A 22,158-nucleotide genomic window follows, 5' to 3' on the forward strand; every position below is an offset into this window, starting at 1 on the left:
AGAGGTCGTGACCAGAGATTTGCGTCCCCAAAGACGCCGGTAAGGAAAGGAGGTTTGCCAATTAGATCGGCCGGGTACGCGTTTGCTCAAGGGTGAGCCGGCACTATAAGAGGAGAGTACAATTTGCCGTTGATGGCACCCGGTGTAGGCCGGGGTAACTTCAATTCATCAATGCAGTCAAATAGTGATTAACCGTGCATTGACAGATCTTCTACTTTATGATCCATGGTCATGGTCACACTAGCGGACTTAGTGAATAGACCCGCCAACGTATAATAGCTAAACTGAGTCGCCTCGTGGGTGATCACGTCGTCAATCCGAATCCAGACCGAGGAATCGTATAGAGGTTGCTGAACGCCCGTTTCTTGGCTAGCGATAGAGCCAGTAAGCTTGACCTTGGGTAGTTGAATACTGGTGGTCGTAAGAACTTTTCCGGCTTTATCTAACAAATCGATTCGAACGACCAAGGCTGCCAGGCTTCGCCGATCAAACCACTCGAACCAGTAGCGATAAACAAGCGTTTGCTGCTCATTATACTGTTTTTTCGTGGATAAATGCCGCAAGGCAATACTGGGCTGATTGGCCATGATACCTGGAAACGGTGGCTATAGAAGTCCATCTGTAAAAATGGGATTTTCTGCTGAGTTTAACAAACCTTACTAGATGGCGAACGCGCAAGCAACTTTAATAGCGGTCCTTTTATAGCTAACGGCGCACAAGCTAAGCCAGCCCAATTCAATCCAGCCTCTGATGATGGCATCAACGTGTTCATGTGATGCAACTTGATGAAGCAGCGAGTATTTTATTTTTTCTGAGGATAAACACCCAAGTTCTGATGATGATGCTCCCCTAAAAACAGTTGAGCACCATCATCACGCATTTTACAGTAAAGGAAGCTGGTACAATTCCTTAAATAAGTCAGCCATTTGCTGGCGTTACCATTCAACTTATTTACTAGTTTCTGGCTCTCCGTTTTAACCGATCAACCTGGCGCTGTGGCACCCTATTTACTACCAATCACGCTTAAACATTCTATATTCTTTCCGTAGAAATTCTTCTAATTCTACTTCAGACATTTTTTGGTATTCATCCCATAGTAACCTCCCTTCATTCCTAGCACGCTCTATCAAACGTGTAAAGAATGGTCTGATTGTCGTTAAACCTATAATGATCTCAACCTCATTATCCTTATAAGAATGTTCAATATATTCAACGTAGAAATTAGCTTCGGCAGTTGTAGGATAAATGAATGGAATAGTAACCTGCTCTCCAACTCGGGGTATATGAGGAATACGGCAATAAAAACACAAAAAGGTATCCTCATAGCGACCTTTTGCACGGAAACATACTCGTGTTGTCTGAAAGCTCATCACCGCAGATTCAGACTCAATCAATGCAATAAAATCAGTATATAATTCCTGTGTCCATTTCTTCAATGTCGGAGGACTAATCTTCAATTTTGACTCAAGCACTTTTAGTTTTGGGGGCTTCTCCTCAGAATCGGGGTCTGGAAAAGCTAAAACCTCATCAATTAACGAATCATATGTCTTACCCCTATTTTTCAGGGTCGCAAGGGTTGGTTTGGCATCAGAAAGGCAGCTGAGAAAATCAATTGTCTTAGGTAAGCTGTAGTTGGGACGTTTCATCGCATGAGCTGGTATTAAAAATTGACTAGCAATTTCGTCTACTTCCCACGATTTGATTCACTTGTAATAAACTACCGATTCTATGATTCGCTTTTAACTACAAGACTTTCTCTTATAGGTTGTTTCCAGTATACTACCAGCTGAAGCGATGCCACAACTAAACCTCCCAAAACAGTGCACATGCGGAGGCCCATCGCTTGGCTATTGGGACAAATTCCTGCGCTGACTCGGGTCGTGAGGTTCTTACCTCCTTTGGTAGTGCTTCAAACTCAGATTTTAAGCTTGCAAATCGTCTAATTGATGATTCCGCAAGGCAAAGATGGTGCTATGGGCGGGGCAGTTGATTGATTATGCCTACTAGTAGGAATGAGAGTATGTTAAAAGTCGTAGTTGCAGACGAATCTGCCGTCGTCTCCGTCGTGCGATGGGGGCTTGATAGCCCGTTGATAAATGAAGCTTCCCTTCCCGTTGGACCGGTCGCAGGATGTAGAGGGGATTGATCAAATGTGAACGGTGTACCCGCCAGAAGCCACTTAATCTAACTTGCAACGATAGGATGTTTTGCGTCGTTAAGAACCGCTCCCCGTTTCGGGTGTAAATCCACGAATAGCAACCGGCGGCCTCTATACGAACAATCTGAGATAGGAGTAATTGCCGGTAGATCCGGTCAATGAGGATGGGAAGAAAGGGAGGTGAGGCAGAGCTAACGCCCTCCTCCCTTTGAGTAAGTTGCGCTGTCCTGTTCATTCCTCGGCGTAGTGAAGCTCCGACATAACAAGCGTATACAAGTGGTCTAATTGCCCATACCGCTCGATAGCATCCAATACGCTTTCCTTTCCAATCCGGATGAGTCGATAGACGCTCACCGAATACACCTCGTACATGCGTTTATAGAGGTAATTGTAGGCTTCCTGGGTACTGGCTCCGTGATAGTCGCAGTACTCCACGATGCGGGTATGGATATGCTGGCGCAACGAGGAGGTTTCCCCCATCTGCATACGCCGGTAGTAGGGAAAGGGCGGAAGACCGGGTAGACTCAGTTACTTACCAGAGCGAAGTGAGTTTTTGGGAGGCTTGTGGCCGTGCATAATACTGTCTACGTCAGAGCGGAGTTGGTTGAGCATCTGCTTAGTGTCGGCCATGAGCTGAGTCTGCTGGCTGACCAGTTGAATCAGGATTTGCTCATTGGTCAACAGGGTCGGAGCCGCCATTACTTTTTGCAAGGCTTTTTCAGCTTCGATGAAATAGAGCCGCGCTTGTTTGCCCTTCTCGTTTCGCTCGACCATCGCCAATTGTTTAGCCATATCCAGAGTAAGCGCGTAATCAGTAGCCGTTCGTCCCCCTTTGGGGTTTTTCATCGTTTTATGAATAACCTCATCTCCTCCTTTTACTGGATTTTCAGTAACTCCCTCAATCTCCACATAATCGACATCTTCAAGGAATCCATACCGAATAATCCGTTTCTTGATCCAATCGGAAAATTGCTGCTTTGCCTCTAAGAAGCTCCATAGTTCACGGGCCGACACGACGGGAGAGCCTTGCCCTCCCGTGGTAATGGTGATCAGCGTTTCCATTATTGGATTTTTCCCCCGTAAAAACTACGCAATTCACAAAGTGAGTCCAGTTCAGACAGGGATAAAGCAACCGACTCGGCATTAGTACGATCCAAATAGATTTTACCCCCAGAAATAGCTTTGACGCGGCCTATTATGAATATATCGGGCTTGCTTTTAGTGCAAACAGTTACGACCCCTTTGGCAGACGGGAAATAACTACTAGGCATGGCAACCATCAGTACGCGATAACCGGCATTGATTAGGGGAGCCATTGAATTATCCAGCACTAAGAAACCATAGGTACGACTATGTTCATGCTTGGGAATGTCGTGGGCAAGGAGAAAATCGCCACTAAAAGCACTATTGGGAATGTAAATATTCCGCTCTGCCCGATTGTCATCAGTGAGGGATATTTGGGCCGCTTTTTTGGCCGTCTGTGGAGTAAGGGACATAATTTTCCCTTTCCCAGAGTAACTTTGCTCTGTGTTCATGGAATTAATCGTTTTGTGGTACACATCGCCCCTTTGCTAACGTCGCCAAACAGATAGCATTGGGGTTTTTTATGTCTTTCAATCTGTTACATACATCCAGCGGGCAACCTCTTCGGTGCTATATCACCTTTTCTGTTACTGATTGACTTAACAAATATAGTAAAACTCACTATATATAGTGAGTATAGGGATAATTTTTTTTACAATCCTTGCAATATGCCAGACATGGTAGTTCCTAGAGCCTGAGCCACTTTGAAAAAAGTTCCAAGGGTAAGATTTTGACCTGATTCATACCTATTTATCGTCTGCATTGAAACCCCCAACTTTTCGCCCAACTCCTTTTGAGTCAAGTTTTGGCTTTTCCGTCTTTGGCGAATTAATTCACCTACTTGTTGTGGGATTTCGTGCATTGAATTGAGGATTGTAGTACAAAAATAATGAGCAATGTTTCTCTTACAACCCTTTTAGCCGTGAACGGTACAAGTATAGGTTGATTGGCGACTATGAGCCGTTTTACTAACTCATCTTCAGTACTTATCGCCTTATCTCGCATGTATGAGCGTTGCCAGGAGGGCGACTTGAAGCTGTTTAATGGCTATTGAGCCCGTTTGTAAAGAGTACCCATACCCTTTTTATGGACTCAAAAAACTCTTCTGCTGGCTGGAATTGGCGATTGGTGACATGTACTGGTCTAATCCACAAAGGGGACATAAGATTGGTATTTTCCTCAACAGAAAGAACACGTTCTGTCTATTCAATCACGACCAAATCAAGGCGAATACAAGTGGCCCCAAACAGCCCGACGATCAAGGATTTTATTCATTTTCTAACCTTCTAAGTAGCTAAGCGTCCAATCTTTATCATGCTCAGGCAGAATAAAATGTCGACTATGTGGCCAACACTGTGGCTCATAGAAATCTAGGGCTGCATCCAGATCATCGATAGCCTGTTGCTCCTGGATAGTCAAGGCTCTTCCTCGCTCAAAGTCTTTTGGACAAATGAACAACCAAAAGCCGCTCAGACGCTGAAATAAGTCCCCAACCCCCTCTATGTCACCTCCGGTTGGGTTGCGCTCCCAATTTGTTCGGATAAGCCCGCAGCGAATACAGCCATTCTCGACAAATAAATCCCACCAACTATCCACGGTCTTATTAACCCAGTCATTAGGTCTATTCTTAAGCGATTCCGGCACATTGCCTGCTTCCCATAAGGCTTGTAAGGAAGCTTCGACACAGGCAAAATGCACATCAATTACCTCCATATTCGGTTCTAGATCTGGTTTTATAGTCATGTCAGTTGATAAAAAAGTGATTAAACGGAATGGCCAAATTGACTAGCAATCCGCGTGTAGGTACTATACTCGAAATTGCAAAGGCTATACCGAAAGCAGTCCCCCAAATGCCCATAGTTATGCTTGTTGGCATCGTGTTTATCCAGTGAACCGTCCGTAGTGCGCATCATCCGCAGTACATCCGACACCAGGTTGGGGCATTTGGCCCGGTCGATGGTCAAAGCGTTCCGGTAATGACTAATCAAGGCATTGCAGATAAAGCAACTTGAATCGGTCGAAGGATTGAAGGTGGGCACCTGACTGTAATCGCAATATTTAGCTCCGTATTTGGCCAGATAGCCCCGAATCAGCTTCCAGGCCGATTGGTTTCCCGTGGTGTAGGCCGAACCGGCATTGCCCGAGGCATCCCCCGTGAAGTGCAGTTGATTGCGGCCATACCGTTCGGCCACAATTCGACACACGCCCTCCAGGTCGACTCCTTTCAGGTGGATTTCCTCTAGAAACTCCAATCGTTTACCTAGCTCCTTCCGCTGCATGACCAGTACTGAATTGGTAATATTGAAATCAAACGACAGATGAACCGGTAGGGCAGGATCGTAGGTGCAGGTGCCAAAATGCTTGTTGTGGTCAATGGCATAGAAATAAGGGCTTTCGGGTTTGGGGACGCCCCATTCGCCCAGGGCATCGATTCGGTAGCGCTCCGGGTCGACATCTTTAAGCCACGAAAAGAACTCCAGGGCCGAGGGTGGACAGAACGGGTTGGCATCATAGTTGGCCTGAACCCGGTGGGAAGGTATCTCCTTTTTTTCGAAGAACGTTTCGTGAATCCAACTGTAGACCGATATGGGGTTGAACGTAAAGTGAAATCGGGGAGTCACTCCATATGGATTACGCAGCGATCCGAACATATCTAAGAAATCCTGCCGCTTGATTTCGCCTTTGCGGGTAATGGGCTCTTCGACCCAGATGTCCGTCGGATCGGCAATCGACATAATCTTTTCGGGATGGTCGAAACTACCCGGAATGAGCATGTTGCCCGTATGGCGGTTGCGGATGACAAAATCCGAATCGCGGACTTCGAATTGCCGTTTGAGCCAAGGCTTGCGATTGATTTTATCCTTGAAGAGCTGGTACTGGCTATTCTTTACGTCCTCCTTATTTTGGCGGGCGTAAATACCCCGAAAGTAGGCGTTGCCACAGGCCTTGGCCAAATACTCATCAGCCTTTGTATAAGACTTGGCCGAAAACCGACTACCATACCAGATCTGAACCGGTGCTGGGTGCATAATGTGGGGCAGGAATACATCGGGTACCACAAAGCAACTCTCGGGTGTTGGAACTCCAGCAAAGAGGCTAGCCGGGAGGAATCTAATTGCCATCGGGTTGTTGACTTTGTTTCCACTTCTGGAAGGCGATTACATCCTCGGCCGACCATATTTCGATGTCTTCGCCTTTGTTGAGGTTGATGTCAAAACCCTCACGCCATAAGGTCGGAGCGCGGTTCTTTAACCAATTCATAGCTGCTCCGGGATCTGGAGGTAGATGTTTGGTAACAATCTTTTTCTTATAAGCATCCTGAGTAATAACCTGATCAGCCATCGACTCCAGAGTCAGCTTATCAGCGATCTTTTCAAAAGTTACTTCGCGGTATTTATAGCCCGTTGCCCGCTTATAGAGGGCCTTGGCCACATTGGCATCAGCGATGATTTTGCCCCGTTTAACCGACCCCAAAAACTCAACGTTTTCGCGTTTCCAGTTGTCGATGGTCGATTCCGAGACTTCGAAAAAAGTAGCCAGATCTTTGTCCGTTGCGCCTAGCAGGCAATAATGAAAGGCCTGTTTAGCATATCCTTTTTCGTATTTAGTTGGTCGACCACCGTCGTTACCGATCGCATTGTCGTTTCCTTCTGGAGCAGGCATAATTCGTCCATTGTTGAAAGTTCATCGAAAAAAGAGGAGGCACTCTAAGAGGAGGAGCTCTCTCGCTGGGTGGCAGCCATAGCCAGGAGAGGAAGAGAATGACCTGATGGTCGGAGGTCATCAAAAATAAGCAACTATTCTCTAGAAACGAAACGGGCTACAGGCCCCCAATCACCTGCTCGATCGGATGATCGGCTTCTGGTTTACCGAATACGCGATAAGCCAGTTAAGCTAACCACATGAGTCAGCATGGGAAAAGTTAATTTTCACGATTCCAGGTGTATGCTCGGTTTCTAAGCAGCTTCCGAAAGGCCTTGGCGATAAGCTCTAGTTTGGTCTGCGGTACGCGTGGGTTGGTTACCAGTTCGGTAAGCCCTTCTCCTGTGGCTGCCCACTCATTTTTTTCTGGATACCAGATTAGGTAGCAGCTATAGGCGGCATCAAAGTCTTCGGCATTCCAACTGGTCAACTCGTTGAGCTGAGCTAAACGGGCCTTCTGCATGGCCTTAATGTTAGCAATTTGAGCGGGATCTGGATTGAGAAAGAACATAGATTCAGGTGTTTTAAAGATGTTACTTGTTGGGAATTAATTATGAAAAGTCTATTCGCCAATGCGACTGCTAGGCTGAATTCAATTCGTGTCTGAACAAGTGAGATACGCCCTTACAAATAGATTGCCTGCGGGTCTTGATTAGAAACCCGCTTCTTTTAAGGGTTCACCCCAACCCAAAAGGGTTGTTTGGCGAATAGATGGCTCAGTAAGGGCAAGGGAGGTCATCTCCGAAATTGGGGCTTGGTCCGCAATTCGGTTGGTGGCAACATCCGTCCAGAACACGGCTGTCCCTGTTTCCCCGTCCCGGCTCTTGACAATGCCATATTCGAGGAGTTGATCAAACTGGGGTTCCATGTAGCCACCCCCATTAGCTTCGGCAGCATCCCTAGCCGCTTTCTCTTTGTAATAGTCATCCCGGTAGAGCATTATCACTATGGTTGCATCCTGTTCAAATTGACCCGTTGAGCGCAGATCAGCCATACCCGCTCGTTTGCTACCCTGCCGGGTTTCGACACCCCGACTGAGTTGTGCTAGTTCGATGATGGGGCAGTTTAAACGCTTGCGAAGGCTTTGGAGCTTGTTGGATACACTGGTGAGAATATCATACTCCGCTGAGGATTTGATGGTGCGATCGCTCATCTTTTGCACGTAATCAATGATGACAAGGCCAATCCCGTAGCGCTTCTTCCAGTGCAAAAGCTTGTAGGACAAATCATTCACATCCGCATTGTGGTCGTCGTAGAAGTGGATTGGTAGACGCTCAATTCGACCAATGGCACTATGAATCCTAGCTAACTCATCTTCGCCCACATTGCCCTTTTTAATCCTCGAATAGGGTATGCCCGTTTCGTTAGCGATGATTCGGTTCATCAGCGATTTGGCGGGCATTTCCAGCGATAAAAACGCAACGGGTATACCTTCCCGAGCCGCAGCAATGGCGTGGAAGACACCGGCCACACTTTTACCCATGCCCGGCCGACCAGCGATCATCACAATGTCCGAATCCTGCCATCCCCCTAAGTTTCGGTTAAGTTTTCCCAGGCCTGTGTTAACGCCCGTTAGGCTGCCCGGCTTGTTCATCGCCGATTCGAGTGAAGACAGCGAATCACGAAGGATATCATTCAGGCTTTGGTCGGCGCCAATCGTTACGCCCTCGGAAACTGATTCCGACGCATTGGTTAGCACATCGATAATCTGACTGACGGAACTACCCGAGCGCACCGCTGAGACAATACTGCTGGCGGATTCCAGAGCTGTTCGCTTTACCCATAAGCTCCGCAGGTGTTGGCAGGTATCCACCAGATCGATACTCTTGGCCTCTCTGGGTAGATCAATCAGGCTGATGCCCATTGCCAGGAGTTTGGCGGACTCTCCTGTCAGGTTAAGTTTCTGTAAAACCGTCCCGAGCTTAATCACTTTTCCCTCTTCATAGAGAACTTTTAACGTATTGAACAGGATAAGATATCCTTCATCAGTGATCACATCGCGACCGCCAAGCAGTTCCAGAACATCGGGCATGAACTGAGGAGAATCCAGGAGGATGGCAATCAAGGCGCGTTCGGCAGCCACATCACAGGTAAATGAGGTGTCGTAGAGGGGTTCAGTATCCTCGTTGGTTTTTTTGGGTTTGTAGGTTCTGTTCATACTCAAGTAATAGTTTGATCTCTTCTAATTCATCAAGGTCTACAGGGGCAGTTGGAAAGGTCAGGTCTGGAGTTGGTTTTAAGCGAGGACTGTTTAGGCTTCGATACGGCTTTCGCTTCAGTATTTCGTTGACTTGTTCAGACTGGTTCATACAAATTCTCGGAATGGTCTGCTCGTGGAGGGGACTGTTTGAGGTGTAAGGCTGCTGCTTCCGTTTGCAGGGCTTCTTATTTGGGTAGTAGCTTTGAGTGCAAATAAGCCTTGCCAACCATTTCGAATGCTTTGTTCGAGGACAGCGATCGCATCGACTTCGGCATGGTTAGCCAGTAACTTGAGTTGTTTGGCAACCGAAGTAGGGGTAAGCTTTTTTTTCTGTTCCTGCCGGAACTGCTCCCATTCCTGCCAGGCTAGTTTAAAATCTTCTGACTGGTATTGAAAAGACGAAAGCAGTTCAGCGATCGCTTCCCCCTTGGGGGATGGAGGGGGTTTTGTTGTTTTTATTGTTTTATAACTTTTAATTGTTTGCACTTGTATTGCAGTGGTATTGCACTGTAATTGCATTTCTGCAATAGCCACCTCCTCCGTAATTGCATCGCTATTGCAGTGCTTTTGCATAAATGCAATAGCGAGTTTGACCTTTGTGCCGTGTCCCTTTGTCTGCATAAGCACCTCGATAATTCCCCAATCAGCCAAGTCATCAATGGCTTTGGCGAGTGTATGTTGCGAGCCGATAAATGTCATCTGCATGGTATAGAGAACAGGTAAATCTAGAACTTCTCGCTTGGTCCGATTGCGCAGTTCGCATATCCAGGTATACAGACTTTGGTGGTGGGGCTTACAATTCATTTGCATAGTTTCGTTCTGTTCCACCTCCGTGTAAAAAGCTCTCGTAAGCGCGTATCCGGTGCCGACCATGGATAAAAATATTTAGACAGTATAGCGGCTACAATGCCTGAAGCGACCGTTTGGGAGAAAGAGAATCAAGCCAGACCTGTAAGTTTTGAACGGTTGAAATGACATGTGTTTTAGAGCTTGGCTCAGAGGGAATACATGTCTTTTTTTTAGCTCTATTGAGCACAATTAATCGGCAGGAATGACCTTTAATTATAGCTCGAACGATGTAGCCGAATGTTGTTGATCCACAAAGCAATACTTCACCCTTTGTCGCTCGAATAGCAGTGATGATTTGATAGAGAGTCATGCGAGTTTTCGCCCTCCAACGCGTTCTTTAGACTGCTTCCGTCGGTCAATTCTTGAAGCGATTTGAATGCGAGCCTGTTCATCCAATTCTTCGGATGTGGATTTTCGACCATTCTTAACCCATTCAGAAAGTTCGGAAAGAAAAAAGTACAAATTACCTGTTCCGTCAGGTTTATGATGAGGAATCTTTTTTTCGTAAACAAGACCGTAAACTGTTGCTTCTGTCTTGTTGAGAAAGGCAGCGACTTCTTTTACCCTAACAGGTCGCTCCTCATTAGGAGTCGATGATCTCGCAAGCTGATCAATTCGATCATGAAGGGTCTGCACCAATTGGCGCGTCTCACTAACCTCGTTCTGGAGTTTTTGAACATCAAGTATCATACATCGGCTGGTTTATCTAAGCCGATAGCAAAGAGACGAAACAAATAATGTCCACTTCAAGAGCAGTGGACATAAAACGGACATAGAGAGGAGATAAAAAATTACTTTTTATTTTTCATACCCTTTCCAAGTAAATATTTAACTGAGGGGTGGGCATTATTAAAAAGCGGTTTTGAATGCTTCCAATTCGGTCTGGTGGTTAAAATTATCGTACATCATCAATTGAATGGTGCCACTGGCCATCAACAAATAAGCACTGCTTCGGTCTATTCCTTTGTAAGGGAGTGGATTGGTGGCCGATAGCTGAGTCAGTTCTTTGATATGGGCAAAAGTAGGCTCAATCGAAGGCTTGCGTCGGCTGTAGGTTAACCGACCCACTACACTGACAGCCATGTCATTGTAGTACTTGGCGAAAGCACTCATCCGCTCGGTAAGCTTGAAAAGGCAAGGCGTGGTAACTAACACTGAAAACTGCTGGTAGATCGCCTGCAGGAACTGGTGGGCAAAGTACCACTATCGGCCACGAAGATGCCCAGGCTTTGCTGCAAAGGCGCAATCATTGTCTGAAGTAGCGTATAGTCTTTGGTGGAAGCCGTTGTTACGATTGCCATCAGGGGAAAGCGATAGCGATTACAGATTAGGTGGATACTATAGCCAAACCGTCAGCCGTGATAATCGCTTTTCGCCCAGGATGGCTCTGTATCAATACTGGAATGAGGCACTACCTTAAGCAGAATCTGCTTTTTATACTATAGCCTACCCAACGCCCGAAACACGCTTTTATCGGCAAAACTACAGGCATAGCCAAAAGTGGCATGGTGCAGTTGCTGGCCTTGCTGAGCAATCGAAGGCATAAGTTTATGAATCAAAGCAGATAGAGCCAAGAAACGGCTACGGATGGTTTTTTGATCGGGGCATGTTGCCAATCCAGCAGTCTATAATTGGCTTTAGCCCATTGATGCTTGGCAGCAAAAGGGTGAATACGTTTGAGTAGTATACGCATAAAAATAGCAAAAAGATATACTCGATCGGATCGACGAAGCTATTAGTTTGGGGTTTCTCCGGTTTGGGCTGTTTAGCTTCTAGCTGTTGGCAACAGGTAATAAGACAAAAAGAGTAATTTGGTTTGTATAGAACCGCGGGTGTAATTGGATTGATTTGGTCGTCAATCCTTTAAAATTCGTTGATTCCTATTTACGCCCACCCCTCAAATATTTAACTAAATTTTGAGGCTTAAAGTCTACTATACCCTTAGTAGTGTTACGATTGAAAAAGTTAGGAATCTGCTCACTAAGTAATTTAGCTCCTTGATCTGGAACAGCACCTGACGCGAAAAAAGCTAGGCCAAATTTACTAGCTAAGCTGGTTACTGTAATTTTATTAGTCGGCAAGATTCCATCAATCAGAAAGTCTGATAAAGCTAGATGATCTTTCTTTTCTACAGATTGGGCTATTTTATCGTACAAAATCTGTTTAGCCTCAGGAGTTATAAACAAAGTGGGTGTATTTTGGTCATCATTTAACGAATCACCCGTTTGCTGTTGATTTTTTATCGATTTAGCTTGTGACTGGTGAAGAACAGAATCGAATTTCTCGAGATATAGAGCAAAATCGTATTTACTTCTAGCGAATAGGTATGTATCAATTGTAGTCCAATTTAGCTCTGCATTATTAATGGATAAATGTGAGGCTAAGTCAATCGATTGGGCGAATCTAAGTTGTTCAATAAGTTGACCGAATAAGTGTAAATCAATTCCACGTAGACGGCCCCAGTTTTCTCGATCAGCAATAATGGCTTCATCTTTTTTCCATTTATCGGCTTGATTTCGTTGCGTTATCAGATGGATTTCTTTATCATCTTTCGACGGGATGGCCTCATAATTCTTGTCAAAATCTGCTTTGAGTTTCTCAATTGGTTCCACGAATCGATTTCGATTCATACTAGATCGTATCTCTAATGCCCACTCGGTGAGCTGGTGAGCTTCGTTGCGATTGTATGGGGCAAGTGTCAGGATATCGTATTGAAGTGTCTCTTGCCATGTTTGGCAAACTTGCAACCGGTATCTCAAAGCTACTAGCTCCCTTCCTGCATCATCTTTCGACTCACAAGCATAATAAAAAAGCTTATCAATTAAACCATGCCGCTCCCAGAAAAGCAACCTTTCAGCATACGTTTGTAAGGTTCGGTATTCAGGAAGTAATGACATTAAGTTAGTTTCTTCGGTCCGGTTATCAGAAGGCATAATGCAGGAAATAATAGCGGGGAAACAGATAAATAAAAAGGAAACAGGTCAGGAGAATCAGTAATTATTTCCTGTGAATTCTCTCATCAGTGGATAAATTCTGTAGGCCTTGAAAAGAGATAAGCGGTAGGTTTTCATTTTTTAAATCCTGTTAACGCATTAGCATATTGATGCTTAATCTCATCCTCGAAGCTATCCAGATAGTTCTTTGTCGTACTGACACTCTGATGACCTAAGCTCTCACTGATAAATTCTGTAGGAGCGCCAGAACGTTTAAGGATTGTCGCGAATGAATGGCGAGCGGTATAGGTTGTTACATCCTTCTCGACACCAACTGCTTTGGCAATTTGCCGGACATAAATATTAGTCATTTTGACAAACTGTCGAATTTTCCCCAGTTCCTGCTGTGGTGTCAGGCCAGGCGAGAGGATAGCAAACACATGTTGATTCGGCTTAATTGGCCGCTGACCCCACTTATCAATAATAGCCCGAACTTCCTCCGTTAGTGGAATACTAATTGGCATGGCATCGCGCTTAGTACGTTCGGTTTTAGCCCGTACAAAGCGGATATAATTACCATCAATCTGGGAGTAGGTCAACCGCCCAATATCCTTGGGGTTCATACCGTTGCATAAATACGAGAATAACCAGATGTCACGGTAGCGTTCTTCACTACTCCCCTCTTCTGCCGGGTAGTTGTAAATCTTTTCGATGTCGGCAAGCGTCAATGCTTTCTTGATATTCCGGCCAGTTGGAATCTGATAGCGACGTTTAGAGAAAGGGTAAGCCTCACGGTCAATAATGCCGTCCTCAATGGCTCGATTATAGATTGTTCTCAGACTGCGCAGATAAATGCCTACTGTTGTCAATGATCGCCCTTTACCTGTCATCCACTGCTCGAAGCCTTTAAGCCAGATTGGTGTAATGGCTGAAAACGGAAGTGGTTTCTTGCTGTTGTGATAAGCCTTCACGGCTGTTAGACCGTCCTTATAACTGCTGGCTGTTCCGGCGCGGCCTTCCTCAGTAAGATTTTGTAGATACTGTTCAAATACTAGCACGACATTATCAGGTCGATCAGTGGTACCTGTGGTGTAACGCTTTTCGAACTCTTCAAAGGTAAATACAGGCAGCGCATTGATAACCCGTTCTGCACGTCGGCTGATTGCTCCAAGTGTTGCCTTGGTATCTTTAACGAAATCCTCACGAGGTTTTAGCGAGCTTACTTTTTTCCACTGCTCAGTGGTTAGGTTAATTTCAGTCAGATAATAGCGCTGCTGGCGCTGGTAAGTAATCCGAAGTTTTACCGGGTAGGTACCGTCCTGTTTCAGTCGGCGGGTATCAAAGTAAAAATTGGCCGTTGCGCTCATAATGCCATTCGTATCAGATAGTCAGGCAGGCCAGATTCTGTGTCAGGCATCCGACCCATTTGCATACAAATTTGCATACACGTTTCCGTAAATACCAGAAATAGGACGAAAGTATTTTATAATAATATGCGTTTAAATGATGTATAGGCCTATTATGGCTTTGGGCGGTTTAGTCCTATTTTCCAATAGAAACCGATTTGTAATCAGGATGCGCAAGCGCGTCGGGGGTTCGAATCCCTCCACTGGCTCATTAAAAATAGCCACTTAGCAGAAATGTTAAGTGGCTATTTTTATGCATTTGCAATATATTTTACTGAATTAATCCACAAAATGATGCCACTTTACCGCTTATAATGGCCAATTATAAACCCGTACCTGCTGGATACGAGTTAGCGACTTTCCCGCTTTTAGATAGCATTAAATTTCCACCGTCTAACAAAGCAGTCAATGGATATGGCGGCATGACTACAGGAAAGTAATGGATGAAAGCACACTTAAAACAACCTTAATAGCCTTAGCAGCAGGCATTATTTTACTCGTTTTTGTCTACACGAGCTGGCAAAGTCGTAGTAGGCTAGCTCAGGTGCAGGCATTTCCTTCAGTGCTGCAAGCCGCTGGTCTACACTTAATCACAAACCCAACCCTACACGAATCCTATCGATTTCTACCCACGTTCTACCCAAATATGGGTGTTGATAAAACACTCTATGCAGCGACCAAACAGGAAGATCATACCCATATTAGTGCCCTAGTTTATGAGGATAAAAGGGTTCGGTCTATTCACCCCGTTTTGGTATTGATCGCTACGTTATCCTACACTGCCCCGGCGGTTGGTATTTATACGCGTAGTACTCCATTTGGGCCAATAACACCTACTGGTCAGCGTGTTTTTAAGACTAACGAGACTGAGCTTGATAAAGCATTCAAGATAACGGCCGTTTCGGAGCCTGACTTTCAATCACTTGTAACGCCTGAGCTACGGCAGTTTTTAGGTCAGAATAAGGATATCACCCATATTGAGATGGCCCATCACACCCTGGCCTTGTTTACATCGGATGACCGTTTCTTTGCATTAACTACCTTAAATGGAATCCCCTCGCCGGAAGTGTTTACCCGGCGATTGAGCCAACTACACGAACTGCAACGCCTACTTGACCGTCAATTTCATGAATAATGTATGGGCTTTTAAAACGATAGGGTTGACGGCTATGGCAGGGATGCTACTGGCCTGGCTGCTGGCGATTGCCATTAGTGAAGTGGATCAGTACTACGATTGGCTTCTGGTAGAGCAATCGGTGTGGCTTGGCTTAATCGCTGGCTCAGTCGCGGGGGCCGGATATGTGTATTTTCACACAAAGAAACTCAGCCTGACAAAAATGTTGGGGGCACTAAAAGCTCGTTTTATTACCCACGATTCGCCCTATTCCCCGAAGCCGGTAGAAACCTCTGGCGTAGCGTCCGAACCAGGCAAAACTAGCGGGTCAGGCATTTGGTCAACTATTTGGCGTAGCGGCCTGGGCGGTCTGCTGGGTTTGTTATCAGGCGGTATTGGAGGGATCTGGTACTGTGTGGACTCATATGGAGATCAAAGCCGCGAAGCTCAGGGCTGGCTCATTATTTACCTACCTGTCTACGCTATAATTAGTATAAGTTGTGCAGCTATGGGCTGCGTGATTGGAGTCATATTGGGCAATGTGTGGAGCGCACTGCGATCGTCCCGTAGTTAACTGGACATCACGTTAAGCATGATCTAATTTATTGATTGCAGTTATGCTTGTGCCACTAATAAAACCCGAATCAATTGCAACGTCTTAAGGCTGGACGTGTTACCATTTTTAGCCCCGCGCATAGCCAGATTTATGCAGTTGCGGAGGTTTTTGGAGTTGGTCCAATGAGAATAGTACTGGGTTGTTTGAGGTAGCTGCTGGGGCCCGTAGAAGTCAAGAAGTTCGTCAAGATCGCTCATAGTCAGTGGAATGTAATTTTAGAGAGCCTATATATATTATAAGCACTATATATCTTCTAAATTGACGTTGAGCTTTGTTTTTTAGACTACAAAACACTGAAATGGTAACAAAAAAAACGCTACCCTCAGGCGAAGGTAGCGTTAAGCTCTACAGTAGATATACAGACATATAAGCGTAGTCGTATGGCTTAAAATAGGTAGCAAGGAGGCCCATAAATAGAGCCTAAAATTAAACCCGACCAGTTACAGGTAGCAGGACCACTTACTGACCAAATCGGAGCGTACTACCCGAGCTAAAAATTAACTGCTGGCCCGCATCATAGCTGATCTGCTTCACCTGAGCCTGATAATTGGTAGGAATTGTCACCAAATGTTTCAGTTGGACCATATCTGAACTAAGCGGAACCCGGCCACAGGACCAGACCGCATTGTCATTCCAAAACCCGGCCTTAACGGTATGCATGTTCGGACAGACCTGCTGGGTCTGAAACGTAACTGACGGCGAAAAGTCAGAGCTTTCGGTTAGCGAACAAAGAGTTCGAATCTGCCATTCATACAGTGTATTGGCCAATAATGTCGTCAGTGAAGCGGTACCCGAATTGTTAATGCTGGTTAGATTAGATAGTAGGTTCCAATTGGCACTACCTACTACCCGATACCGGGCTTCATAGCGCGTCTCGGTATTGGCATATGAAAAGAACCAGTTTAGCTGAGCTGAATTGATCGCAATAGCAGTGGTTTGTAAACTGACTGGCGCACTACATAGGGAAGTAGTAAAGGTAGACACGGCCGAAAAATCAGTTACAATTCCGTCTGAGCAGTGCGTTCTAAGCTGCCATTCATAGCTCGTATTGCCGGTTAATCCAATGATGTTTGCGGAAGAACTGGTCACCGGGCTTAGCGTAGACCAATTGGTGGTACCTGCCACACGATAACGTACGTCGTAGGTTACATCTATTCCTACGGATTGCCAGGATAAACTAGCCGAAGTAACCAGTGGGTTAGCAGACTGATAGCTGGGTAGTTGACACTTTGTGGTAAACGAAGGGCCGGCTATAAAAGTAGAAAGATTAGTAGGCGAGCATACGGTCCTTATTTGCCACTCGTAGGTAATACTATTCGTAAGGCCCCGTACTATATAAGTCCCCCCAAATCCCGTAACGCTCGTTGTACTAGCCAATAACCAATCAGCAGTTCCTACCGGCCGATAGCGAATATCATATTGGGTACCCGGATCGTTCACCCCATTCCAATTTAACTGCACAGACGTTGAGCTCACTAAGGCTACCGTCAACCCATTCGTGGGTGGAGCGTTGCAGACAGTTGTGAATTGTTTTGTTACTGAGTAATCTGACTGAGCATTGGCTGTGCAGACTGTTCGAACCTGCCATTCATATTGAGTATTGATGGCCAAACCGGTTAAGGTGTAGATAATGCCACTATACCCACCTACAATATTACTGACCGTACTCCACCCCGAGCTTCCCACCGGGCGGTAGCGGAGCTCATAAATCGTACCTATATCCGGGGCAGCGCTCAGACTCCACCCCAAGGTAGCTCGGGTAGCGGTAATGGCGTTGTTCGTTAGTCCGATAGGTGTTCGGCAACTGGTTGTAAACGTAGCTATAGGCGCATAGCCCGAACTTTCGGTAGCCGAACAGGTGTGCCTGAGTTGCCATTCATAAGTGGTGTTATTGGTCAGATTGGTCAGAGTGTAGGTATGTGCATTGACTGTCTCACTACTAATGTTGCTAATCGTCGTCCAGGTAGGTGTTCCCACGACCCGGTAGCGGACTTCAGCTGTTCTACCGGGATCGGCAGTAGCTGTATACCAACTGATGTCGGCCGATGTGCTTTTTATTACACTTGTATAGGTTTGGCTTGGCGTCTCGCAGGAAAGGGTGGTGAAGGACTGAATGTCGGTATACTCTGATCCAAGGGTGTTTGAACAAACACCCTGCAGTTGCCATTCGTAAGCAGTAGACGAATTGAGCCCAGTCAGGGAGTACATTGACGAGAATTGCCCATTCGGTATAGCATTGATAGTTGTCCAGTTAGTAGTTCCGGCGGTTCGGTAACGAATCGTATTGGTTTGACCAGTATTACCAGCCCAATAAAGAGATGCTGAAGTCCGGGCTGGGCTGCTGGTTGGATAGAGAGGTGTTGGACAGGTAGAGATAGATATTATTGAACTCAGGTGCCCCAATATGGTATTGGAAGGACGGATACGATAATAATATCGGGTCTCAGGGCTAAGGAGCGTATCCGTAAAGCTGATCACATCTGGAGCCACACCACCTACTGCTACGAAACCGGTAGTAGGTGATATGGATCGTTCAATAAAATACCCCATTTCGTTCGTCGCGTTATCCTGCCAGGTTAGTTCAACAGAAGAAGCCCCATTAAGAAGTCTAACCTTAACATTAGTGGGCGGGCTCACATTGGTGGCCGGTGCAGTGAGTGAATAACTTGTGTGACTCTGGCGAAGAGCTAATCCGGCCTGTATTCGGTCATATTGGCCAGGCGTAAAGTCGTACGTACAACTGGGCCAGTAAGACATTAGATTCGATATTGATGGATGATAAGCCTCTCCATTGGCATCGCGAGGAGTGCTATTCGGATCATACTGGTAGCACGAGCCAAAAGGAATCGTAGCAGCACCGGGTATACCATATGGATCGGCGGGGGTGTCGCAGATTAAATCGCCCGCCGTTTCGCAATTGGCTCCAGGGCCACGAGTCACTAATTCATTGGTTGGTTCATTCCCATTAGAAAGGCCAAACGTGTGAAGGAGTCCAAAATTATGACCCAACTCATGTGGAATCAATCTATTGCCAAAATGAAAGGTTAGACCATTACTACTGTTGCCATACGTTTGGATCACGGAGCGGGTCGATTCTACATAATCGCCCGGAAAAAGGGCTCCGCCCGCAAGATTCGACCCTGGAGCAAATTGGTTGATGTAGTACTGGTTCAGGGCATTGTTAACATCGCGACCAGTGGGCGGTTCGTAAAAGCTTTGATAAAGTGCGTCGTCGTCAATATAGTCGGGCACCGCACCGGCAAAATAAAATTGAATGCCAAAACCATTGTGTAAGAAATAACGATTGGTGGAAGCCATTGCCTCATTTAGATTGGCTAACGGGTAGCCACCCGTGCCATCACTCCGGCGAACGATATGGGGCCGGATCGGGACGTATGTAATGTCGGTAAAAGCCTTTCTGGCTGCCTTTTTACGATTTAGCGCCAAACTACTCTGTTGCAGTAGGGCTTTGGCCTGAGCGGGTGTCAAGTCTTTAGTACCGCAAAATGGCTCATTAAGTGTAGGCGTACCTTGAGCCCACAGCTTACCACAGGGAATCAGGCCCAGAAGCCAGCCAATGACAAATAGGACTGGTAGCGCTCTATAGTTCATACGTTGGTACTTATCAGGGAAAGGAGTAAGCTGTTTATCTACCGGAAGCTCCCAAACTTTCGAGATTTTGCTTAGTGGGTCGAGGCAAATCCTAGTCGGTAAACCACAAGACATTTATAGTATTTTAGGGCTTTTACTGTAAGTGAAGTGGCAAATAAAGGAAGCCCATAAACTATATAGCCAGCACAATTTAATTCGAATTAAGCCCATTAATCTAATGAGCCAGCCTCTACTTACCAGATTGTCCCCAACTCGACTGAAATAGTCCCAAATGTGAAAGATAGAGAGATCTATTTTTGGCTACTGGCTTGACCTACTTATAGCCAAATTCCTAAAAAACAGTAAGCTCAACCGGTTCAATTACTATTTAGGGCCTTTTTTCAGACCGCCTTTTTCTGTTGACCTTTGAGACTCATTCAATACTTCCTCGAACTCCTCAGCGAAGGGACCACTATTTCGCAGTTCACAGTCGGAGGATAGAGTCGACATCTCCTGACTGGTAATTGTTAGTCTGACGAGTTGCTCCAGTTGGCAATCGGCATTATACCCTTTGGCGTGAAGAGCCAGCGCTAAAATATCCTTGTTCTGCCAGATTTCGCCCCAAACCAGCATGGACCTATCTTTCCCTTTGTCGCAAAATGTCAGATGGGTTGTGGGTCTGAGAGTACCTTTACCATATTGTTGGCTAAACACCTTCTGTAGCTCATCCGTGTAGTCGCATGAAATCCGAAATAACTTATTATCATAGAAGAACAAAGATAAGTTGGTGACAGGAAGGCCATCTATCGTTGCTTTGTTTGATGCAAATGCACGAATATGGGTACAGGGAAGGGCTAGTGTTCCTTTGACATACGATTGTTCCAGCTCTTTAATATCAACATTAGCAAGAGAATCAGGTGTTGTAATTCCGATTATGAATTGCCCTAGTCCAGTAAGTTTTGGCTGAGCATAAAGATCAGAAACAAGGAGCGTAAGAAGGAAGATAAGGTAGCGCATGTGTGCTTTTTAATCTATTAATTTGTTGAGTGTCTGTTAGTTTCTGAATCCACAGATCCATCATAGCCTTAAATTTCAGTAGTTACAACAAATTAATAGCGCTCAGCCAGCTTATTTATTTGCGCGATGACTGGCACAGGAAGTATAAACTGAACGAATGAGCTTAACGCTTACGGCAAAATCAGTCACGCCAACCATCAGGTTTATAAGGCGTTTTGCTCGCACTTGATACCTATTCGTATACTGATCGTCAAATACGTTGATATCGTGGCTGTAGAGAATTTCCCAACATTGAGTACGGCAGTTGTAATCATACGTATAAGCAGGTATCGGAGCACGCAGCGAAGGAGGAGGTGGCGTTAACTCATAATAACAGTCTTCCAGTAAGGTAGTATTGCCGGATGTATACACATACGTATTCCCCGGAGGGTAGGATGCATTAATTAAGTTAGCAGTGACAGTATAGATTGAGTATACACCCTGATAGCACGTTCCGTAGAACAACCGAGCACATAGAACAGGTTTAAATAGACTCCAGCGAATCTGTAAAACTATTCGTTCGGGCTATTCTACTTTTTCCCTATGACTGTATCAACTGGCAAGCGGTATTTAGGTAACTAACAGTGATTTAGATATTATCATATTCTTTCATTACAAAACCGATTCCCTTTCGGGTATGGATCAGTTTTACATCGAAGTCTTTGTCAATTTTTTTGCGTAGTGAGTTCATATACACGTTAAGTAGATTGGTACCTACAGTAGCAGGCATGTCCCATACATTCTGTGTAATTTCTTCGCGGCTAAGTACTGTTCCTTTGTTTCGTAAGAAGTATTCCAGCAGAGCAAATTCGCGTGGTGTTACGTTAATCTGTTTGTTGCCAGCCCGGTTTACCGTTTTTTTGCGTAAATCGAGGGTCAAGTCGGCCATAGTTAGCTGAGTTGACTCCGCTAATTCGGGGTCATAGGACTGGTAACTGCGTTTTATACTCGCCTTAATCCGAACCAGTAACTCATTAAACTCAACCGGTTTAACGATGTAGTCATCTGCACCTGCGTCAAATCCCGCTAGTTTATTGTCGATCGTTCCGTGTGTTGTCAGGATTAGAATAGGAATCTGGAGGTTTTGTGAGCGAATGTCGCGGCATAACTCGTATCCACTCATATCAGGCAGGCTTATTTCGGTTATTATCAGGTTAATTCCTCCGAACTCAACCAACTTGCGAGCGCTTGATCCATCCAGGGCTACCGCAACCTTAAAACCGTACTCTTTTAGGCTACGTTTCAAGGACATTGCCAGTTTAATGTCGTCGTCAACTAATAATATTTGCATAAGAATACTGCTATAACACTGCCAAATTAGTAAACCTCAACTCTATCTGGAAATCATTAAAATGCGTTCTAACCCGTTTTTAATTCATTTTTGATAATTCTTTAACTCATTTCAGGGTCGACTATCATAACGACAACTTATTCTTTAAATTGTACAATT

The 22,158-nt window shown here is 45.4% G+C and carries 24 protein-coding genes; 2 read left to right on the plus strand and 22 right to left on the minus strand.

The window, feature by feature from the left end; translation table 11 throughout:
• Window positions 1-188: 188 nt before the first annotated feature.
• From GO755_RS10540 to GO755_RS10625, 18 genes are all read right to left on the minus strand, one after another.
• Window positions 189-587 (minus strand): hypothetical protein, encoded by a 399-nt coding sequence (locus GO755_RS10540; protein WP_157584701.1) that lies wholly within the window; start codon window positions 585-587, stop codon window positions 189-191.
• Window positions 588-1,010: 423 nt separating this feature from the next.
• Window positions 1,011-1,646: a hypothetical protein gene (locus tag GO755_RS10545; RefSeq protein ID WP_157584702.1), complete on the minus strand. Its 636-nt coding sequence runs from the start codon at window positions 1,644-1,646 to the stop codon at window positions 1,011-1,013.
• Window positions 1,647-2,003: 357 nt separating this feature from the next.
• Window positions 2,004-2,393 carry a LytTR family DNA-binding domain-containing protein gene (locus GO755_RS10550; RefSeq protein ID WP_157584703.1) on the minus strand — a complete coding sequence of 130 codons (390 nt, stop codon included), beginning with the start codon at window positions 2,391-2,393 and terminating at the stop codon, window positions 2,004-2,006.
• Window positions 2,390-2,638, minus strand: coding sequence for a hypothetical protein (locus tag GO755_RS10555; RefSeq protein ID WP_157584704.1), 249 nt, complete (start codon window positions 2,636-2,638; stop codon window positions 2,390-2,392). Before GO755_RS10555 ends, GO755_RS10550 begins: the two co-directional genes overlap by 4 nt.
• Before the next feature lie 48 nt (window positions 2,639-2,686).
• A complete protein-coding gene (locus GO755_RS10560) occupies window positions 2,687-3,220 on the minus strand; it encodes an antA/AntB antirepressor family protein (RefSeq protein WP_157584705.1) in 534 nt (177 codons plus the stop codon).
• Window positions 3,220-3,693, minus strand: a complete 474-nt coding sequence (locus GO755_RS10565) for a hypothetical protein (RefSeq protein ID WP_157584706.1) — start codon at window positions 3,691-3,693, stop codon at window positions 3,220-3,222. Before GO755_RS10565 ends, GO755_RS10560 begins: the two co-directional genes overlap by 1 nt.
• A 200-nt stretch (window positions 3,694-3,893) precedes the next feature.
• Window positions 3,894-4,103, minus strand: a complete 210-nt coding sequence (locus GO755_RS10570; RefSeq protein WP_157584707.1) for a helix-turn-helix domain-containing protein — start codon at window positions 4,101-4,103, stop codon at window positions 3,894-3,896.
• Window positions 4,104-4,519: 416 nt separating this feature from the next.
• Window positions 4,520-4,984, minus strand: a complete 465-nt coding sequence (locus GO755_RS10575) for a hypothetical protein (protein ID WP_157584708.1) — start codon at window positions 4,982-4,984, stop codon at window positions 4,520-4,522.
• A 20-nt stretch (window positions 4,985-5,004) separates the two neighbouring features.
• Window positions 5,005-6,363, minus strand: a complete 1,359-nt coding sequence (locus GO755_RS10580) for a phage terminase large subunit (protein WP_157584709.1) — start codon at window positions 6,361-6,363, stop codon at window positions 5,005-5,007.
• A complete protein-coding gene (locus tag GO755_RS10585; protein ID WP_198174802.1) occupies window positions 6,353-6,904 on the minus strand; it encodes a terminase in 552 nt (183 codons plus the stop codon). The genes GO755_RS10580 and GO755_RS10585 overlap by 11 nt, the downstream gene beginning before the upstream one ends.
• A 259-nt stretch (window positions 6,905-7,163) precedes the next feature.
• Complete coding sequence (locus GO755_RS10590; protein WP_157584710.1) at window positions 7,164-7,454, minus strand: hypothetical protein; 291 nt, start codon at window positions 7,452-7,454, stop codon at window positions 7,164-7,166.
• A 141-nt stretch (window positions 7,455-7,595) separates the two neighbouring features.
• On the minus strand, window positions 7,596-9,101 hold the full coding sequence (locus tag GO755_RS10595; protein WP_157584711.1) for a replicative DNA helicase: 1,506 nt from the start codon (window positions 9,099-9,101) through the stop codon (window positions 7,596-7,598).
• A 147-nt stretch (window positions 9,102-9,248) separates the two neighbouring features.
• Complete coding sequence (locus tag GO755_RS10600) at window positions 9,249-9,848, minus strand: hypothetical protein (RefSeq protein WP_157584712.1); 600 nt, start codon at window positions 9,846-9,848, stop codon at window positions 9,249-9,251.
• A 450-nt stretch (window positions 9,849-10,298) separates the two neighbouring features.
• Entirely contained in the window at window positions 10,299-10,682 is a 384-nt protein-coding gene (locus GO755_RS10605; RefSeq protein ID WP_157584713.1) for a helix-turn-helix transcriptional regulator, read from the minus strand.
• Window positions 10,683-10,841: 159 nt separating this feature from the next.
• Window positions 10,842-11,105, minus strand: a complete 264-nt coding sequence (locus tag GO755_RS10610; protein WP_157584714.1) for a hypothetical protein — start codon at window positions 11,103-11,105, stop codon at window positions 10,842-10,844.
• A 35-nt stretch (window positions 11,106-11,140) separates the two neighbouring features.
• Window positions 11,141-11,293: a hypothetical protein gene (locus tag GO755_RS10615; protein WP_157584715.1), complete on the minus strand. Its 153-nt coding sequence runs from the start codon at window positions 11,291-11,293 to the stop codon at window positions 11,141-11,143.
• A 579-nt stretch (window positions 11,294-11,872) separates the two neighbouring features.
• Entirely contained in the window at window positions 11,873-12,925 is a 1,053-nt protein-coding gene (locus GO755_RS10620) for a hypothetical protein (protein WP_157584716.1), read from the minus strand.
• A 134-nt stretch (window positions 12,926-13,059) separates the two neighbouring features.
• On the minus strand, window positions 13,060-14,292 hold the full coding sequence (locus GO755_RS10625; protein ID WP_157584717.1) for a site-specific integrase: 1,233 nt from the start codon (window positions 14,290-14,292) through the stop codon (window positions 13,060-13,062).
• A 478-nt stretch (window positions 14,293-14,770) separates the two neighbouring features.
• On the opposite strand from GO755_RS10625, the gene GO755_RS10630 reads away from it, so the two are divergent.
• Both GO755_RS10630 and GO755_RS10635 read left to right on the plus strand, forming a co-directional pair.
• Window positions 14,771-15,466 carry a hypothetical protein gene (locus GO755_RS10630; protein ID WP_157584718.1) on the plus strand — a complete coding sequence of 232 codons (696 nt, stop codon included), beginning with the start codon at window positions 14,771-14,773 and terminating at the stop codon, window positions 15,464-15,466.
• Complete coding sequence (locus GO755_RS10635) at window positions 15,459-16,019, plus strand: hypothetical protein (RefSeq protein ID WP_157584719.1); 561 nt, start codon at window positions 15,459-15,461, stop codon at window positions 16,017-16,019. Before GO755_RS10630 ends, GO755_RS10635 begins: the two co-directional genes overlap by 8 nt.
• A 41-nt stretch (window positions 16,020-16,060) precedes the next feature.
• On the opposite strand, the gene GO755_RS10640 is transcribed toward GO755_RS10635, so the two are convergent.
• The 4 genes from GO755_RS10640 to GO755_RS10655 all read right to left on the minus strand — a co-directional run bounded on the left by GO755_RS10640 (window position 16,061) and on the right by GO755_RS10655 (window position 21,999).
• Window positions 16,061-16,258 (minus strand): hypothetical protein, encoded by a 198-nt coding sequence (locus GO755_RS10640; RefSeq protein WP_157584720.1) that lies wholly within the window; start codon window positions 16,256-16,258, stop codon window positions 16,061-16,063.
• 262 nt (window positions 16,259-16,520) lie between these two features.
• A complete protein-coding gene (locus GO755_RS10645; RefSeq protein ID WP_157584721.1) occupies window positions 16,521-19,673 on the minus strand; it encodes a fibronectin type III domain-containing protein in 3,153 nt (1,050 codons plus the stop codon).
• Between the two features lie 363 nt (window positions 19,674-20,036).
• A complete protein-coding gene (locus GO755_RS10650) occupies window positions 20,037-20,669 on the minus strand; it encodes a hypothetical protein (protein WP_157584722.1) in 633 nt (210 codons plus the stop codon).
• A 628-nt stretch (window positions 20,670-21,297) separates the two neighbouring features.
• Window positions 21,298-21,999 carry a response regulator transcription factor gene (locus GO755_RS10655; RefSeq protein ID WP_157584723.1) on the minus strand — a complete coding sequence of 234 codons (702 nt, stop codon included), beginning with the start codon at window positions 21,997-21,999 and terminating at the stop codon, window positions 21,298-21,300.
• Window positions 22,000-22,158: the final 159 nt, after the last annotated feature.

The organism is Spirosoma arboris (assembly GCF_009754945.1).
Classification (GTDB): Bacteria; Bacteroidota; Bacteroidia; order Cytophagales; family Spirosomataceae; genus Spirosoma; species Spirosoma arboris.